Genomic DNA, 16,789 nt, shown 5'->3' on the forward strand with positions numbered 1-16,789 from the left:
ATTTATCTTTTTATGATGGATGATTTAATTTGAATGATCACGCTTTTGGAGGCGGGTGTATTGCTTTTGTCGGCAACCGTGTTCACGGGTACGAGCACATTGGTTTCCGGGAAATAGGTAGCGGTGCATCCCACCGGGATATCATATGCCACGATGATAAAGCCGGGTGCTATTCTTTCCGTTTGACCGTGATAGTTATAGAGGTCCACTACCTGTCCGGCTGTAAACCCGCCGCGGGCAATATCTTCCGGGTTCATGAAGATGACGCGCCGTTCATGGTGTACGCCGCGATAGCGGTCGTCCAGCCCGTAGATGGTAGTGTTGAACTGGTCGTGGCTGCGGATGGTCATCATCAGGTATTCCCCCTGGGCCAGCTGCGTGGAGGCAAGGGGAGCCACGTTAAAATTGGCTTTGCCGGTATTGGTATTGAACTGGCCGGTCCTGGAGCCGTTGGGCAGGTAAAAGCCGCCGGGATGGCGTACGCGTTTGTTGTAGTCGTTAAAACCGGGGATGACTTTTTCTATCGCGTCCCTGATATGATCATAGTGTTGCGTGTATTGCTCCCACGGCACTTTGCTCTGTGCTCCGAGGATGGCCCTGGCCATTTCGCAGACGATGGCCGGTTCGCTTTTCAGGTCGGCCGATATGGGACGCAGGTTGCCTTTAGACATCTGCACTACGCCCATGGAGTTTTCACAGGTGACAAACTGGGCCTGCTGTTGTTGTATGTCTTTATCGCTGCGGCCGAGGCAGGGGAGTATGATGGCTTCTCTGCCGTGTACGAGGTGGCTGCGGTTCAGTTTCGTAGATACGTGCACGGTAAGCCGGCAATTACGCAGGGCTTTTGCGGTGTAGGCCGTATCGGGTGTTGCAGAAAGAAAGTTGCCGCCCATGGCGATAAATACTTTGGCATCGCCGCGGTGCATGGCGTGGATGGCGTGCACTACATCGTGGCCGTGTTTGTACGGCGGTTTAAAGCCGTATACTGCCTCCAGTTTTTGCAGCAAGGCATCGCCCGGTTTTTCATAGATGCCCATGGTCCTGTCACCCTGTACGTTACTATGGCCCCGCACCGGGCAGGTACCTGCGCCGGGCTTGCCGATACTGCCTTTAAGCAGTAGCAGGTTGACGACTTCGCGGATGGTGTCAACGGAATTTTTATGCTGGGTAAGTCCCATGGCCCAGCAGGCAACGATCTTTTGTTTATGCATGAGCGCCGCTGCAGCTTCCTGCAGCAGCGCTTCGCTGATACCGCAGGCGGCAGCCAGGACGGGCAGGTTTTGTTGCCGCAGGTGGGCGAGATACTCGTTGTATCCGCTGGTACTGCTATTGATAAATGACTGATCGAATACCGTGCCCGGATGTTTATCTTCTTCTTCCAGCAGCAACAGTGCCAGTGCTTTCAGCAAAGCCATGTCGCCGTTGATTTTTATTTGCAGGAAGATGTCGGTGAGAGGTGTTTTCACCTGGAGGATGCCCTTTATTGTTTGAGGGTTGAGGAAATTGAGCAGCCCTGTTTCCTTCAGGGGGTTGACAGCGATGATAACTGCACCGTTGGCTTTGGCTTTCTGCAGTGCTGTGAGCATACGCGGGTGATTGGTGCCCGGGTTTTGGCCCAGGATGATGATCACTTCCGCCTGATGTACGTCTTCCAGGGTGACGGACCCCTTGCCGATACCTACCGCTTCGCTGAGGGCCACGCCGCTGGACTCGTGGCACATATTGGAGCAGTCCGGCAGGTTGTTGGTGCCATACTCTCTGACCATCAACTGGTAGAGGAAAGCGGCCTCGTTGCTGGTGCGGCCGGAAGTATAAAATACGGCTTCGTCAGGCGTATCGAGCTGTTGCAGGTGCTCCGCAATCTTACGATAAGCGTTATCCCAGGATATGGGCGTGTAGTGTTCGGCGCCGGGGGCGAGGTACATAGGCTGCGCAATCCTCCCTTTTTTGCCGATATCGTAGTCCGAAAGCTGTCCGAGGGAATCTATGCTGTTGGTCGCAAAGAAGGCTGCGTCCAGCTTACGGGTAGTGGCTTCCTCAGCGATGGCTTTGGCGCCGTTTTCACAGTATTCCGCAATCGGAGAGCGTTCGTCGTCAGGGTCCGGCCATGCGCAACCGGGGCAGTCGAAACCGTCTTTCTGGTTCAGTTCCAGCAGGGCTTTCATGGCCCTGAAGGCATTCATGGCTTCCAGCATATGTTTCATACTGGAAACGACCGCCGGAATACCGGCGGCCACTGTGGCCGGTTTAGTGAGCCTGAGGCCGGTGAATTTTACCGGCGTGAACTGTAACCCCGTGGTAGACATGATTATTGCTGATTTCTCTGATTTGGATCTTTGTTTTAATAATGCCTGTTATGTAAGCTATCCATCAGTTATTATGTCAATTAGTGTTTAAATGATTGTTTTAGTTATCGTTTTGTTTTCCTGGCAAGCTACGTTTTTCTCCCGGTTATCAGGAAAATCAATGGTGCCGATCAGCAAAATCAGCGATAATCATGGCCATCACAGTTACGGTTTATGTGTACTGATTATACCGGTCTTCTTTCAAAAAACCGATCAGGGTGATATTCCATTCGGCCGCCATTTTTACGGCCATGCTGGAAGGAGCGCCGATGGCGGCGATGATGGGAATGCCTGCCATAGCGGCTTTCTGTATCAGTTCAAACCCCGCTCTGCCGCTCAGCAGCAGCAGGCTTTGTGAAAGGAGGAGTTGTTGTGTCAGTGCTGCGCCGATGACTTTGTCGACAGCATTATGCCGGCCGATGTCTTCCCGTAACAACAGTATTTCGCCGTTCTCATTTACCAGTGCCGCTGCATGAAGGCCGCCGGTATGCTCAAAGAGCGCCTGCCGCGCCCGCAGCTGTTCCGGAAGTTGTGGAAGCCATTGACCGGGAATGCGCCGGGCAGATTGGCTAACGTTAACGCCTGTATGAATATTTTCGATGGAAGATTTTCCGCACATACCACAGGCGGCAGTAGCCTGAAAATGGCGCTGGCTTTTATCCAGGAAAGGTACCACCTGTTCCCTGAGCGCAACGGTAGCGACGCTGCCACCGGGCGTCTCTGTCAGTGTCACCTGCCGGATGGCGGCCGGACCAGGAATAATCCCTTCGGTAAACAGGAAGCCGGTGGCCAGTTCTTCATCCTGCCCCGGCGTGCGCATGGTCACCGCAATGTTCTGTTGGCGGCGGTTGTGGGTAGGCCCATGCTCCAGTCTTATTTCCAATGGTTCTTCTGCTGCCAGGATATCTTCGGTATCGGTTACTCCTGCGGCGGTGATTTTTTTAATACGGGTATGAACAACAGCATTTGTCATAGTTAAAATTACACTTTCACGATCATCTTACCACTGTTTTGCCCGGAAAATAATCCCAGTAGTGCAGTGGGCAGCTGATCAAACCCTTCGATGACGGTTTCGGTATATTTTATCTTGCCGGCGCGTATCCATTCCCCCAGTTGTTGCATGCCCTCCAGGTAGCGATGGGCATAGTTGCCGATGGTGAAGCCCTGCATCAGGACGCTGAACTTGATGAGCGTAGGTTGTATCCGAGGCCCTATGGGCACTTCAGTGCTATTGTACAAGGCGATTTGCCCGCATACCGGTATCCGGGCAAAAAAATTCAGGTGCTCCATAACGGCGTCTGAAATTTCGCCGCCTACGTTGTCGAAATAGATATCCACGCCGTTGGGGCAGGCGGCGGCCACGGCCTCCGCCAGGTGGGTGTTGCCTTTGTAGTTGATGGCGGCGTCGAAATTAAAATCGCTGGTCAGCAGCTTTACTTTTTCTTCGCCGCCGGCGATGCCTACCACCCGGCATCCCAGTATTTTGGCGATCTGACCGGCTACCAGTCCTACTGCGCCGGCGGCCCCGGAAATCACGACGGTTTCGCCGGCTTTGGGTTTGCCGATGTCCATCAGTCCGAAATAGGCGGTGAGGCCGGGCATGCCCAGCACGCCGAGGTAGTAGCTGGGAGGGATGCTGGCGTCTATCTTCCGGAGATGGTCACCGGAGAAAACGAAACCGGTAGCCCAGGGGAAGAAGTTTTTGCCGCCACCGGGCATGACCAGGTCGCCGGCGGCGAACCGGGTATCTTTGCTCTCCACCACGGTGGCTACGCCACCGCTTTCTATCGGTTGCTGTACTTTAAAGGGAGGGATGTAGGAGCGGGCGTCGCTCATGCGGCCGCGCATGTAGGGATCTACCGAAAAATAAAGCGGCTGGAGCAACACCTCGCCGTTACGCAGGTCAGGAAGCTCCACATCGACAGTTTTAAAGGTATCGGCAGCAGGCAGGCCTTCGGGACGCTCATTTAAAAGGATCTGTTGTATTTTCATAAAAAAGGATTGACGGTATATCTTTCTTAACGGGCAAAAACAACTTTTGTTTAAGCTATTTTGAATATACACCTCCTGATGGGAATTACCGGGTAATAATGTATTTTAGGGCCGTAATTAACCACTAAACCCTAACTGTCTATGCGTTTGGATGATGAAAGATTAAGTGACAATGTCGAGAAGCGTTCCGGAGGCGGAAAGCGCACCTTGATTGGCGGCGGTATCGGCGGCGTCATCGTCATTGTGCTCGCACTGTTGTTTAAACAGGACCCCAACCAGGTAAACCAGGTACTGCAACAGGTGCAGGGCCCGGGCGGCACTGAAAAGGTAGAACAGCTCAGCAAAGAGAATGCTTCTGCCATCGAATTGTTTTCCTCTAAAGTGCTGGCCAGTACGGAAGACGTATGGGCCAATGAATTCAGACGGCTCAATATGGAGTATGAGCGTCCTAAAATGGTGCTGTTTGAGGATGCTACCACCTCTGGCTGTGGCGCTGCCGAATCAGCGATGGGACCCTTCTATTGCCCGGCCGACCGGATGGTGTATCTCGACGCCACCTTCTTTAAGGAACTGGAGGACCGCTTCGGTGTGAAAGGCGATTTCGCCAAAGCTTATGTGATAGCACATGAGGTCGGGCATCATGTACAGAACCTGTTGGGCATCAGCCGCCAGGTACAGGCGATGCGGAGCAGGCTGAGCGAAACGGAATACAATAAATTGTCGGTGAAGCTGGAACTGCAGGCCGATTTTCTGGCAGGATTATGGGCTAACCATGCGCAGCAGATGCGTAACATCCTGGAAGCCGGCGATATTGAATCAGGTCTGAATGCAGCCAGCGCCGTGGGCGATGACAAACTGCAGGAAGCTGCCACCGGCCGCGTAGTGCCCGATGCCTTTACGCATGGCACTTCCCGGCAAAGAATGTTCTGGTTTAAAAAAGGATTCGATTCGGGCGACCTGTCACAGGGAGATACCGGCATCGGATTGGGACAGGCAGGACGATAATTAAAATAGCACATAAAAGCAGATGGCCCGGGACCTACGTTCCGGGCTATCTTGTTATAGTTCCAGCATCTCCCTGGCCAGTGTGAGCATATGTTCATCGCCGGTGTATTTACCTTTTTCATCCGACAGCTTGACCACCGGTGTCCAGCGGGGAGCGTCCTCCGGCCGGGCTTCATACATCTTTACCACAATATTCAGCGGCGTCAGCCCCACATCATTGGTAAAGTTGGTGCCAATGCCAAACGAGATCCCGATTTTTCCCCGGCAGTGAGCCGCTATGGCGGCCACTTTGTCGTAGTTGAGGCCATCGGAGAAGATGATGGTCTTAGAGAGCGGGTTGATACCTTTTTCCTTGTAGTGGAGAATGGTGTCGTCGGCAAACCGGAGCGGGTCGCCACTATCGTGGCGGACGCCGTCAAACAGCTTGGCGAATTTTTTATCGAACTGTTCAAAGAACACCGGTGTGGTATAGGTGTCGGACAGAGCAATGCCCAGATCGCCGCGGTACACCTGGACCCAGTGCTCCAGCCCCAGCATATTAGCCATTTTAAAACCGTATTTGGCGGCATGGAACATGAACCACTCGTGGGCATGGGTGCCTACCGGTTTTACGCCATTGCGCATGGCCAGGTGCACATTGCTGGTGCCAATGAAAGTATGGCCGCCGTACTCGCGGAGGGTCTGTACCACCAACTTCTGCACGGCCAGGGAATGCCTGCGCCGGGTGCCGAAATCGGCGATGGTAATATTCAGTTCTTTGTATTGTTCTATTTTGGCACGGGTGATAGCCATCACTTCTTCGTCCGGTACCCGCTGCTGCCCGGTGGCTTCGTAGTAGAGCTCACAAATGAGCGACATCAGCGGCACCTCCCAGAGGATAGTACGGTACCAGTGGCCGTCGGCATGTACCTCCAGCTGGTCGCCATGCTGGGTGATATGTATTTCAGAAGGGTTGTAGCGGTAACCCTGCAGGAAATCAAGGTAAGTTGGGTCCAGATAAGGACAGGTAACGGAGAGGAATTCTTTTTCCTCCTGGCTGAGTTGCAGGTACTGCATATCGTCTACCGCCTGCCGCAACAGTTTGTCGAAGCCCGGCGGGAAAGCATGATGGCCGCGGTTGATGAATTTATAACGGGCACGCGCCTTCGGAAACAGCTTGATCACGCAGTGCTGCATGGTGAACTTGTAGAAATCGTTGTCCAGGATGGAATTCAGCTTCATAGACTGCGGTTTAATTAACAATTATACCATATTTTTGCGCTTATCATCATATCCAATTAATAATAATGAAACAGATTAAAGTAAAGTTTGCACTTAACCCGCAAGAAACCGTTTTGTTCAAAGTAGACGGCTCGTACCTCAAAAGCAAATGGCAGGCAAAACCCGGAGCCCTGTGCCTGACCAACGAAAGGATTGTTGTAGAAGGCAAATCGATGACTGCATTTTTATTGTTTGGCGTCATCGGCTGGTTGCTGACCCGGAAAAAAGTCATTAAAGAATTCCCATTGACGGATATTACCAACTTCAGCAGGGGCAAACAAGGCTTCAATAAAAAAGTGGCGGTGTTTGAACTGCTGGACGGCTCCACGATACGTATGGCCATCACCGGTAAATGGGAAGTTTTTGAAGCGGCTTATCACAAAGCGATGCTGGACGTAAAACCGCTGTTCTCCATTAACTGATCTACAATTTAGTACCACAATATTTACAGTAGTCCGCATTCGCATCGTGGCCTTCACGCATGCAATGCGGACATATACGTTGATCCACCTCGTTTTTGTCCCGCAGCCTGCTCATTTCCACCGTTACAATCCCCGTAGGCACCGCAATGATAGCATAGCCCATAATCATGATCAGGGCCGAAAATGCCTGTCCCAAAGGGGTGATGGGCGCAATGTCGCCATAACCCACCGTGGTGAGGGTCACTACCGCCCAGTAAACGCTGACAGGGATGCTGGTGAAACCCGAATTATGCCCCGATTCTATCACATACATCAGGGAGCCGAGTACTACTGTCAACAGCAGGATAAAGAAAAGGAAGACGGCAATTTTGCGGCGGCTGTGTTCCAGCGCCAGTGCCAGTTGTCTGCTTTCATTGAGAAAAGGCACCAGTTTAAAGATCCGGAAGATCCGCATCAGCCGCAGTATCCGGATGGTGAGCAGGAAATGGGCGCCTCCGAAGAGAAACTCCACGTAGGTAGGTAAGATGCAGAGCAGGTCTATCAGACCGTAGAAGCTGGTGATATAGGCTTTGGGGCGGTAGCTGCACCATATCCTGAACAGGTATTCCAGGGTGAAAAGGATGGTAAACACCCATTCCAGCAGGGTGAACAGCCGTTCGTACCGCTGTTGTACGCTGACCACACTTTCCAGCATCACCACAGCTACGCTGAGCAGGATCATTGCCAGCAGGGCGATGTCAAACCCGCGGCCAGCAGGTGTGTCCGCCTCAAAAATAATGTTATGCCAGCGTTGCTGAAAAGGGGAGAGTGTTCTCCGGTCTTGTTTTGCCATGCGGTGATATTGTGTTGCGAAAATACGAAAGTTACCCCTCAGCTGACAGAGAAGGTGCTGCCGTAGCAAATAAGGCCGGCTTTACGGGCCAGGTTGCGGGAGGCGTTGTTGCTCCACGAGGTGCTGTAGAGGGGCAACGCACCCATATCGCGCACCATGACGGCCCAAAGGGCCAGTGCAGCGGCGGCGTAACCTTTACCCCGGAAAGGTGCCAGCGTATCGATGCCGGCTTCGTGGGCAGCGGTGGTGATGCGTACGCTGCGGCATACGGATACTACCTGTCCGTTTTGCACCACTGCGGCGCAGGGTTGTACAATATCCAGTTCCTGCGCCAGCCACGGAAATTCAGGACCTATCATTGGTATATGCTCCGTTGTTAGGTGAATAGCGGGCGTAGCGGCTGTGAAAGTGGCGGGAACAAGAAAAGAGGGTCCGGCTTCCCATTGATCACTTTGCAGTAACTGCTGGTATGGCGTAGCCTGCAGCGGTGCGCCGTCGGGCGCGCCTGCAGTGGCTTCGGGAATTGCCACGGTTTCCAGGGCCTGTACCAGCGCTTCGGGTACATCTTCCCGGTATCTGCGGACAGGCGTGCTTGTTACAGGAACACCCAAAAAGAACCGGGGAGCAGGGCCTCGGTCAGGCCAGGGTTCATTGGCCTGCAGCATCCTGCCCGTGGTGTTATAGGTGAACAGTACGGCGGCATGCAGTTGCATCAGCGTTTCCGTTGTCGGGTTATGCATGGAATTCATTACCGCAAGTTATCCTAATTATTTATCTTCCGGAAAATTGTATCAGGCTATGCATAAAACAAAGTGCCTGCTGGCGGGACTATTACTCGCCGCCTGTGTTATAGTGGCTCAGAACAGGCAGACCGGTCATCCGGCGATAAGAAAAGCGGTTCGGGAGATCAACCGCGATACTGCGTTGAAGCAGGTAACGCTCACCAACGAGGAGTGGATGACGGAAATGCCGGACGGCGGTGGCAGCCTGACCGGCTACTATAAAAACAAAACGCTGGTGAAAGCAGTTCGCTGGATCGGCTATTCCAGCGGGGTGGAAGTGGTGGAGTTTTACTTTAAGAACAACGAACTGCTGTTTGTATATGAGCAGTCAGACCTGTTCTTTTATGATGAAAAGAAAGGGGAGCTCCGCACAGACTCTCTTGAGCGGAACTTCGAAGGGCGCTATTATTTTTCCGGTAAAAAGATGATCGATTATACGACGTTGGGGCATAACCGTTTTGAAGACGATTCGCTGGACGCAGGGAAGATATGGCCGAAGGAAGCGGCCACCTGCAGGCATTTGCTGGCCCGCAAGGTGGCGCGGTAGTTATAGCAGGATGTCTATGTCTGCTGACGTGAAATACCGGGGAACTTCATGTCCGGAAACTACCACGCCGTACCGTAGTTTCAACGGAAGGATGAATTGCAACGGGATACGGGCCCAGCTTTTCATATTTTCCACGTTAATGTTTAACAGTGATGATAATTGTATGCCGAGAGAGGGCACAAAAACAAAGGTGGTGCGGCTGGAGGTGAACTGTGCGCCGGCTTCCACGTAAGTATATAACCCGATGAATCGTTTGTTGCTCACCCAGTAGTCAAAGTTTCCTTTAATGCCAGCCCTTACCTGCTGCGCTGTCGTAGTGGACTTTTCCGCGTTTCTGTCTTTGAGGCTGGCGAAGCTGCCGGACACCGTATAGCCGAGCCAGTAGTCCATCAGGCCTTTTTTGCCGCCGTCGCTGTTGTAGTCAAAATGTTTGAGGAAGTTGCCTGCATTGATCCTTATTTCCGGGCCCTGTATATAATGACCGATGAAGGCGGGGCCGCTGGTGAGGCCTATCACAAAGGAGTTGCCCACCCTGCTGCGAACAAAATCGCGGTAGCGTAGCGGTGCGTTGGCTTGTCGCATGGCGGCGGTGATGGTACCGGGATGATCGAACAGCGGGTTCATATCGGAGCGGTAGGGAATGGGTACCCAGGTGAGGCTGGGAATATGGCGGATCAGGTACAACGGCTGATCGGCCCTGTTGTCGGGAATTCTGTCCAGGAAAGGCGTGAAGGCTGTTCCTGCCGCGCCGCGCTGAAAGGCCTCGCTGAGGTCTTGCAGGGATAATGTTACAGCATGAATGATCCGTTCTGCTTCGGGGGTAAAAGTAGCGTAACGTATATCCTTCAGCGTAGTGTCTTTCTGCCAGCTATGGTGTGGATTGTTGAACTGGCCGTCGCCATAGGCATGCCAGATTTCGCCTTTGCGGTTTACTACCGTGGCGCCGTTGGCGCTGTAAAAGTCGTGCAGTGATTTGTTGTTGGTGATGGATTCAAATACGGTACGGTTTACCACCAGGTGTCCCGCGGAGAAAGCGTCTTCCAGGAAATGGTCTGCGAACGCGTTGAATAACATAGCATACAACAGCAGCTGCCGGGAAGCTGCCTCGTTTTGCCGGGACAGGAATCCGCTTTGTTCCGCCAGGTCTATGGCCAGCACATGCAGCGTAACATACATGTTGATGGCGTTGGTGCGTCCCAGCTTTTTAAAGATGCTGTCCACCAGTGCCGGTTTTTCGCAGAGGCGGACAGACGCTTTGCTGAAATGCCGTAGCTGCTCGGGAAAACCTTTACGGTATTCATAAAAATGGGAGAGGTTCACCGCCGCTTTCAGGGCATAGCTGAAATCCAGTTTGGAGAGCTTTGCATCCGGCGCTGCCGTGTAGCCCATTTCAATATATTGATCATGCAACCGGATGATCTGTTCCATTACGGAATGCTGATAGTGCAACTGCTCCTCCAGTAACAACGGGTTGCGTTCGTGATCGCCGCTGAGGCCGTTCAATATGCCATAGGAGATACTGCTTTGGCCCGGTCCTGAAAAGGCGCCAAAATAATAGCGGCCTTTTTCGTCGCTGCGGATGTCCAGGTAATGTAACAATTGTGCTTTGTTGTTTTCAGGCAGCGACCGGAGAAAACGAAGGAAGGCTGCGTCGCCGATCAGTTTATGCTCCCCATAGTTGTAGGCAAAAGAGCGTCCGGTGAAAATGGTCAATGTAATGGCAATAATGAATAGTCCCTTCATATGTTGGGTTGTAGTTCACAGATAGTTGTTTGGAGACAGTTAAAGGGACGAGGCTTAAAGTAAAGGTATTTTAAGGGGATGGCAATGGAAAAGAAGCAACAATTATCAACTACGGGAAAAATCCCGGTATAGCCGTGGCGGACCGTACGTGTGGCCCTGCAAAATAAACGCAGGTGTTTCCTCTTTCCCTTCGCGGGCACCAATTGTTAAAATCTTCTCCCAGCATGGTAGTTGTTATAAAAAATAGTACATTTGACCTAAAATAAAAAACGATGAACGAGTATACTACCATGAACGAAGAGGAAGATGATAAGAAGTCTTTTATTCAACGCCTGAGGGACAGTGTATTGCCGATTAAACCGGAGGATTCCGTTCTGAAGAAAGTGATGAAACAGCTTGGCTTTGGGGTTTTTCTGGGTGTAGCAGGCGTGGTAACAGCCCTGTTGGCGATTGCGGTATCATTCGCCTTGTGATATGAAACGACTGTTGTACCTATCCGGCATCAGCGCCTTTTTTTGGCTGGCGGTGCACATCGCGCGATGGTGGGGGCAGCCGCTGCCTTATGTCAACGGGCACCTCACCGACCTGGTGGTGGTACCCCTGATAGCGCAGGTGTGCCTGGTGGTGGTACGGCGCTGGATGATACAACGGGAGGATTACTGGTTGCCGCTGGGATATGTGCTGTTTATTGCGGTGTATGTATCAGTCGTATTTGAAGGGGTTATGCCCCTGTTTTCTGCCCGTTACACCGGCGATTGGCTGGATGTGGCCGCCTATTTTGCGGGGGCTGCAGGTTATTACGGCTGGCAGCGCTGGCCGGCGACCATGCCGGCAGGATAACGGCCAGGGATATATGTAAATCAACGCTGTTCCTTGTCCGGCCCGCTGAACAAGGAACAGCGCGATCTGTGGATCAACCATGCCGGCCTACGGTGTAACCGCCCGGTACCGTATGGAAAGCGATGTTGAGCTTATTCCACGTACCGATCATGGCTACTGAGAGTGCAATGTCAGCAATCTGTGATTTGCTGAAATGCTGCGCCAGTTCGTTGTAAATCTCCTCCTCCATTTGATTGGCATTTAGCGCTTCTGCAAAAGCCAATGCCGCTCTTTCCGCTTCAGAATAATAGGGGCATTCCCGCCACGCCGGCAGAGAATATAGTCGCTGCGGATTTTCTCCATGATGAACGGCATCTTTATAATGCATGTCCAGGCAATAGGCGCAGCCATTGATCTGGGACATACGGGTGTTGATCAGTTCGTGCAACTTGGGGTCCAGCCCCTGGCGCAGATAAGCACCGGTTTTAAACAGCCCGTCCATAAATCCTTTGTTTACATCTTCGAAAGAAATTCTTGCTTCCATTTTTTATCGTTTTAATTTTGAATAATATTGTTTTGATAAGATGACAACCTGATATTTCCATTTAGGACATGAATTTTAAATAATTTTTAATTTTATTTAAAATCAATTGATTTTGTTTTATTTAGATGTTGTCAGGCGATAAAATCAATATAGATGAAAGCTATACATGCAGACACAAAGGAGTTGCTTTTCAGCCTGACAGAGGCGTCGTCGGTTGCTTTTTCGCAACCGTTGCAGCTGGCAGAGTATGTGGTGTTGTTTGTTCCCGCAGGGAAAGGTGTATTTCATGCGGACTTTACCACTTTTACTTTCAGCGGGCCGGTATTGTTGTTTGCCACGCCGTTTCAGCTGCTGCGCCTTGAGACAAAAGAGGAGGTGCCTTTTTCGTTGCTGCGTTTTCATGGCGACTTTTATTGCATAGAGCACCATCGCGCGGAAGTGGCCTGTAACGGATTGTTGTTTAACAACATTTATCAGCAACCTTTTGTGCAGCTTTCTTCAGCGGAAGCGCGCGACTTTTCCCAGCTGATAGCCCAGCTACAGGCGGAATTTAAACAGCCGGAACCTTCAGGCATTGTACTCAAAGCTTATCTGCAGCTATTGCTGGCCAAATCCAGCGCTATCAAACTGAAGACGCTGGCAGCCGGCCAAGATGGTCCTCCGGCGGATGAACAAATGGAGCAGTTCCGGCAACTGCTGGACCAGCACTATCTCACCCTGCATAAACCCGCAGACTATGCTGAACTGCTGGCGGTTTCGCCCAACCACTTCACTAAAAAATGTAACCGCTATTTTGGAAAATCACCTTCCCGCCTGATCCAGGACCGGCTGGTGCTGGAAGCCAAAAAACAGCTACACCTCACCCGTAAGAGCGTCAAGGAAATCGCCCATGCGCTGCGGTTCGATGACGAGTTTTATTTCAGCCGCTTTTTTAAAAAACATACCGGCGTGTCGCCGCAGACGTTCCGTCGCCGTACCGGCATTTCCATCGTGGCAGATTTGTCCATGCAATAGCATTTTCCCTCCATGGTCTGCCGCCAGCGCCCGGTTTACATTTGTATCGTCATATATTCTTCAACGAACAAATGAAAACCATGAACAAAATCCTGCATGCCATCGTTCATCTTGACCGGCCGGGGAAAAAGGTAGTGCGCTGGGGCATCGTTATCGTCTTTGTCTGGATAGGCGCCTTAAAATTCGTGACCTATGAAGCGGATGGCATCGTCCCTTTTGTGGCCAATAGCCCTTTTATGTCTTTCTTTTACAGTACGCCCGGCGAGTATAAGCCCCATATGAATAAGGAAGGGGAACTGATTGCAGCCAACCACACCTGGCATGAGAACAACAACACCTACGGGTTTTCACGGGGCCTGGGGATTTTCCTGATCACACTGGGCGTTCTGCTGGCCATATACCGCATCTCGCCGCTCGCCAGTATCGTCGGCAGTGCATTGGTATTTATCATGTCGTTAGGCACCTTATCATTTTTAATCACCACGCCGGAAACATGGGTACCGCATCTTACAGACCATCACTGGGGGTTCCCTTATCTCTCCGGTCGTGGGAGAATGGTACTGAAAGATGTTGTGATCATGGGCGGCGCATTGATCACCATGAGCGAATCCGCTGGTATTTATCTGCAGCGTAAGCGCCCCCGGTAATTTCCTGCTGACGGTTTTTTGGTATCTTTGCTGGCTGCCCCAAAGCAGCCAGCTATGCAACTCCAGATAATTGACGTATATGCGAAAACGATATCCTGGCGCCGGAACGATCTGGTAGACTGGGCTTCGGGAGAAAAGATTGATGGCGCCGGCGAATGGCCGGAGCAGCAGTTACACTACGCCTATGACTTCGATGCAGCCATCACTTCCGCCGATGGACAATATGCGTTGCTTTTTGCAAAGCAAGGCACGAAAGGCCTGCTGCTGAAAAATGGTCAGATGCTCCGGGAAGTGAACCGCTCTTACTATCAGGCAGGGGTATACGAATATCCCGCGGTTTTCTTTGCGGCGCCCAACGGCAGAACTTACCTCGCTCATTGTCCGCAAGCATACTGCCAGCTTGACTTTGAAGATGTGGAAACGGGAGAGGTGATCACACGTGTCGAGGGCCGCAATCCCGATGATTATTTTTATTCCCGCCTGGAGGTCAGTGACAACAACCAATGGCTGATCAGCAAGGGTTGGGTATGGCATCCCTGGGATATGGTGGCGGCGTTCAATATCGAAGCCTGTATACAAAACCCGCTACTGCTGGACAACGCCCGGAAAAATCCGGATGTAAATGCCGAAGTAGGCGTGGCGGGCTTTATCAATGATCATGAAGTGCTGATAGGCGCCATTGGAGAAGGGGAACTGATGGACGATGAAGCGGAAAATGCGGATGCGCTGCGGCCTGGTCAACTGGCCATCTGGAATCTGGAAACAAATCAGCTGTCGGCGCCTGTGACTGTCAGGGGAGTGTTTGGCAATATCTTTCCTATAGACGACACTTATACCTGGGACCTGGCAGGATTTCCCCGTATCATCAACTACCGCACGGGGGAGGTCGTAGACCAGTTGTCCGAATTGCCGGTGACTGCACAGGTATCGTCAATTATCCACCATATCGAGGCGCCGCAGATTGCCTGTCACCGCGGGCGGAACAAGATCGCGGTGGTAATGAAAGACCGGAAGGTAGGGTTATTGACCCGCTGATGGTCGCGGTGACCTGTCGATAACGACTTTATACCGGAATGCCCGCCAGTGTGTTATGTGTCACCCACACAAAAAGTGCTCTCGTTTTTGACAGCTGGTCCCGATGGCCGTCGGTTGGTTCATGGGTAAGCTGGCGGAGATCTCCATAGTAGGAGATGGTCCTGGCGAGGCTGTCTGTAGTGGTGAAATCTTTTACAGGTAAGGTGGCCTGCGCAATGGAAAGGCAGGGTAACAGCAGTAAGGGAAGCAGTGATCGGCCGTACATAGGTATAACGTTTGGCGGCTACACGAAGAACCTTTATTAACCTTTGCAAGGTACGGAATTGGATAAGGCAAAGAAATAAAAAAAGAGCAACTCTTTGCGGGGCCGCAAAAAAGTGTCTAACTTTTTTGAGGTCCTGCATTTAAAGCTACTCTTCTTTTATAGTGACAAGGCGCGTAGTTATGGTTTGTAAACGATGCGGTAGATGGTGCCCATCTTATCATCTGATACGTACAGGGAACCATCGGGGCCCTGGGCGAGGCCGCAGGGGCGGTGTGCAGCGTCACCGGGAGCGGCGATGTTTTCTTTGCCGGCAAAGCCTTTGGCGAATACTTCCCATTTACCGGAAGGGGCGCCGTCTTTAAACGGCACAAAAGCCACGAAGAAACCTTGTTGCGGTTCCGGAGCTCTGTTCCAGGAGCCGTGGAAGGCGATGAACGCACCGTTTTTATAACGTTCGGGGAACATGCTGCCGGTATAGAACAAGAGGGCATTAGGCGCCAGGTGACCGGGGAAGGTGGCTACCGGGTCGTCATATTTGTCGGTGACCGCTTTCTTGCCATCGCCGCCGTATTCCGGGCAAACGATTTTTTTCTGCTGCACCTGGTCGTAGTAGATATAAGGCCAGCCTGCGTTGGAGCCGTCATGCAGTTTGTACATGGTTTCGGCAGGCAGTTCAGCGGATTGTTTGGCGTCGTATAGTTCCGGGAAGAAGTCGTGCAGGTTGTCACGGCCGTGCTGCATCACAAACAGGGCGTTGGCCTGGCTGTTCCAGTCGAGGCCCACCACGTTACGCAGGCCGGTAGCATAACGTTTACCGTTATGGTATCCCTGGTTCAGTTCATTGGCTTTGAATAGCCATATGCCGCCGGCGGAATCCAGCAGGGGGCAGGGTTGCATGCCCGGTGATCCTTTGGTGCGGTCTTTCTCCTGGCAGGCGTTGGAGGGAGCGCCGATGTTCACATAGAGGTTGCCGTTATTGTCCAGGGCAATAGATTTTGAATTGTGCTGACCGCGGTCTATCAGGCCGCTGACGATCGTGTCCGGATGATGCGGGTCAGCAACTTCCTGCTGCTCGTTCAGCTTGTAGCGGAATACGCTGGTGTTGGAGGATGCGTACAGGTAGCCGTCTTTAACGGCGATACCGGTGCCGCCGTAAGGTGCAAATGCCGAGCGTTCGTCTGCACGGCCGTCGCCGTTTTTATCTTTCAGTACCACGATGGCGTTACCGTTGATCGGGTTTTCCAGCTTTACATACACTATCCCGTTCGGGCTGACGGTCAGATGCCGGGCATTGCCTGTGCTATCGGCAAAACGAAGTGCGCCAAAGCCCTGCGGCAGTTCCAGGCCTACATTCCCGGTGTCGGCGGCCGGCTCATTAGGCGTCTCTTTGACAGGGTTGTTGTTACAGCTGTGGAGCACCAGCATGGCAGACGGTAATAAAAGGCCCAGGGCTACTGTCCTGAAAACCTGCTTGTTTGACCGTATGGGCCATAATCCTGTTTTCATAGTATTGTGTTTAGTGCTGAATAATTTTATT

General features: G+C 52.2%; 18 protein-coding genes. 8 read left to right on the top strand and 10 right to left on the bottom strand.

Annotated elements, in window-relative coordinates:
* Positions 1-2: 2 nt before the first annotated feature.
* The 3 genes from B5D63_RS29760 to B5D63_RS29770 form a co-directional block, all read right to left on the bottom strand.
* Positions 3-2,306, bottom strand: a complete 2,304-nt coding sequence (locus B5D63_RS29760) for an FdhF/YdeP family oxidoreductase (protein WP_078672528.1) — start codon at positions 2,304-2,306, stop codon at positions 3-5.
* Between the two features lie 211 nt (positions 2,307-2,517).
* A complete protein-coding gene (gene fdhD / locus B5D63_RS29765) occupies positions 2,518-3,318 on the bottom strand; it encodes a formate dehydrogenase accessory sulfurtransferase FdhD (RefSeq protein WP_078672529.1) in 801 nt (266 codons plus the stop codon).
* A gap of 8 nt (positions 3,319-3,326) precedes the next feature.
* The gene (locus B5D63_RS29770) at positions 3,327-4,337 is read right to left on the bottom strand and encodes an NADP-dependent oxidoreductase (protein WP_078672530.1); all 1,011 of its coding nucleotides are present in this window, start codon (positions 4,335-4,337) and stop codon (positions 3,327-3,329) included.
* Positions 4,338-4,478: 141 nt separating this feature from the next.
* Between B5D63_RS29770 and ypfJ the strand changes: the two genes are divergently transcribed.
* Entirely contained in the window at positions 4,479-5,342 is an 864-nt protein-coding gene (ypfJ, locus tag B5D63_RS29775; RefSeq protein WP_078672531.1) for a KPN_02809 family neutral zinc metallopeptidase, read from the top strand.
* Positions 5,343-5,396: 54 nt separating this feature from the next.
* Here the strand turns inward: ypfJ and pncB are convergent, their stop codons facing one another.
* Positions 5,397-6,563 carry a nicotinate phosphoribosyltransferase gene (gene pncB, locus B5D63_RS29780; protein WP_078672532.1) on the bottom strand — a complete coding sequence of 389 codons (1,167 nt, stop codon included), beginning with the start codon at positions 6,561-6,563 and terminating at the stop codon, positions 5,397-5,399.
* Positions 6,564-6,628: 65 nt separating this feature from the next.
* On the opposite strand from pncB, the gene B5D63_RS29785 reads away from it, so the two are divergent.
* On the top strand, positions 6,629-7,024 hold the full coding sequence (locus tag B5D63_RS29785) for a PH domain-containing protein (protein WP_078672533.1): 396 nt from the start codon (positions 6,629-6,631) through the stop codon (positions 7,022-7,024).
* A gap of 1 nt (position 7,025) precedes the next feature.
* Here the strand turns inward: B5D63_RS29785 and B5D63_RS29790 are convergent, their stop codons facing one another.
* Together B5D63_RS29790 and B5D63_RS29795 are read right to left on the bottom strand one after the other, a co-directional pair.
* A complete protein-coding gene (locus B5D63_RS29790) occupies positions 7,026-7,856 on the bottom strand; it encodes an ion transporter (RefSeq protein ID WP_078672534.1) in 831 nt (276 codons plus the stop codon).
* A 38-nt stretch (positions 7,857-7,894) separates the two neighbouring features.
* On the bottom strand, positions 7,895-8,605 hold the full coding sequence (locus tag B5D63_RS29795) for a GNAT family N-acetyltransferase (RefSeq protein ID WP_078672535.1): 711 nt from the start codon (positions 8,603-8,605) through the stop codon (positions 7,895-7,897).
* A gap of 49 nt (positions 8,606-8,654) precedes the next feature.
* Between B5D63_RS29795 and B5D63_RS29800 the strand changes: the two genes are divergently transcribed.
* A complete protein-coding gene (locus B5D63_RS29800; protein ID WP_078672536.1) occupies positions 8,655-9,185 on the top strand; it encodes a hypothetical protein in 531 nt (176 codons plus the stop codon).
* Here the strand turns inward: B5D63_RS29800 and B5D63_RS29805 are convergent, their stop codons facing one another.
* On the bottom strand, positions 9,186-10,928 hold the full coding sequence (locus B5D63_RS29805) for a hypothetical protein (RefSeq protein ID WP_078672537.1): 1,743 nt from the start codon (positions 10,926-10,928) through the stop codon (positions 9,186-9,188).
* Positions 10,929-11,200: 272 nt separating this feature from the next.
* Here B5D63_RS29805 and B5D63_RS29810 point away from each other — a divergent pair, with 272 nt between their 5' ends.
* Positions 11,201-11,401, top strand: coding sequence for a hypothetical protein (locus B5D63_RS29810; RefSeq protein WP_078672538.1), 201 nt, complete (start codon positions 11,201-11,203; stop codon positions 11,399-11,401).
* 1 nt (position 11,402) lies between these two features.
* Positions 11,403-11,768, top strand: coding sequence for a hypothetical protein (locus B5D63_RS29815; protein ID WP_078672539.1), 366 nt, complete (start codon positions 11,403-11,405; stop codon positions 11,766-11,768).
* Positions 11,769-11,841: 73 nt separating this feature from the next.
* Here B5D63_RS29815 and B5D63_RS29820 read toward each other — a convergent pair whose 3' ends face one another.
* A complete protein-coding gene (locus B5D63_RS29820; RefSeq protein WP_078672540.1) occupies positions 11,842-12,291 on the bottom strand; it encodes a carboxymuconolactone decarboxylase family protein in 450 nt (149 codons plus the stop codon).
* 153 nt (positions 12,292-12,444) lie between these two features.
* Between B5D63_RS29820 and B5D63_RS29825 the strand changes: the two genes are divergently transcribed.
* From B5D63_RS29825 to B5D63_RS29835, 3 genes are all read left to right on the top strand, one after another.
* The gene (locus B5D63_RS29825; protein WP_078672541.1) at positions 12,445-13,305 is read left to right on the top strand and encodes a helix-turn-helix domain-containing protein; all 861 of its coding nucleotides are present in this window, start codon (positions 12,445-12,447) and stop codon (positions 13,303-13,305) included.
* An 80-nt stretch (positions 13,306-13,385) separates the two neighbouring features.
* Positions 13,386-13,952 (top strand): DUF417 family protein, encoded by a 567-nt coding sequence (locus B5D63_RS29830; RefSeq protein ID WP_078672823.1) that lies wholly within the window; start codon positions 13,386-13,388, stop codon positions 13,950-13,952.
* A 54-nt stretch (positions 13,953-14,006) separates the two neighbouring features.
* The gene (locus B5D63_RS29835; RefSeq protein WP_078672542.1) at positions 14,007-14,987 is read left to right on the top strand and encodes a hypothetical protein; all 981 of its coding nucleotides are present in this window, start codon (positions 14,007-14,009) and stop codon (positions 14,985-14,987) included.
* Positions 14,988-15,015: 28 nt separating this feature from the next.
* Here the strand turns inward: B5D63_RS29835 and B5D63_RS29840 are convergent, their stop codons facing one another.
* Both B5D63_RS29840 and B5D63_RS29845 read right to left on the bottom strand, forming a co-directional pair.
* Positions 15,016-15,252 carry a hypothetical protein gene (locus tag B5D63_RS29840; protein WP_078672543.1) on the bottom strand — a complete coding sequence of 79 codons (237 nt, stop codon included), beginning with the start codon at positions 15,250-15,252 and terminating at the stop codon, positions 15,016-15,018.
* 177 nt (positions 15,253-15,429) lie between these two features.
* Positions 15,430-16,758 carry a PQQ-dependent sugar dehydrogenase gene (locus B5D63_RS29845; protein WP_235021658.1) on the bottom strand — a complete coding sequence of 443 codons (1,329 nt, stop codon included), beginning with the start codon at positions 16,756-16,758 and terminating at the stop codon, positions 15,430-15,432.
* Positions 16,759-16,789 lie beyond the last annotated feature (31 nt).

It is taken from the genome of Chitinophaga eiseniae, assembly GCF_900167135.1.
Lineage (GTDB): Bacteria > Bacteroidota > Bacteroidia > Chitinophagales > Chitinophagaceae > Chitinophaga > Chitinophaga eiseniae.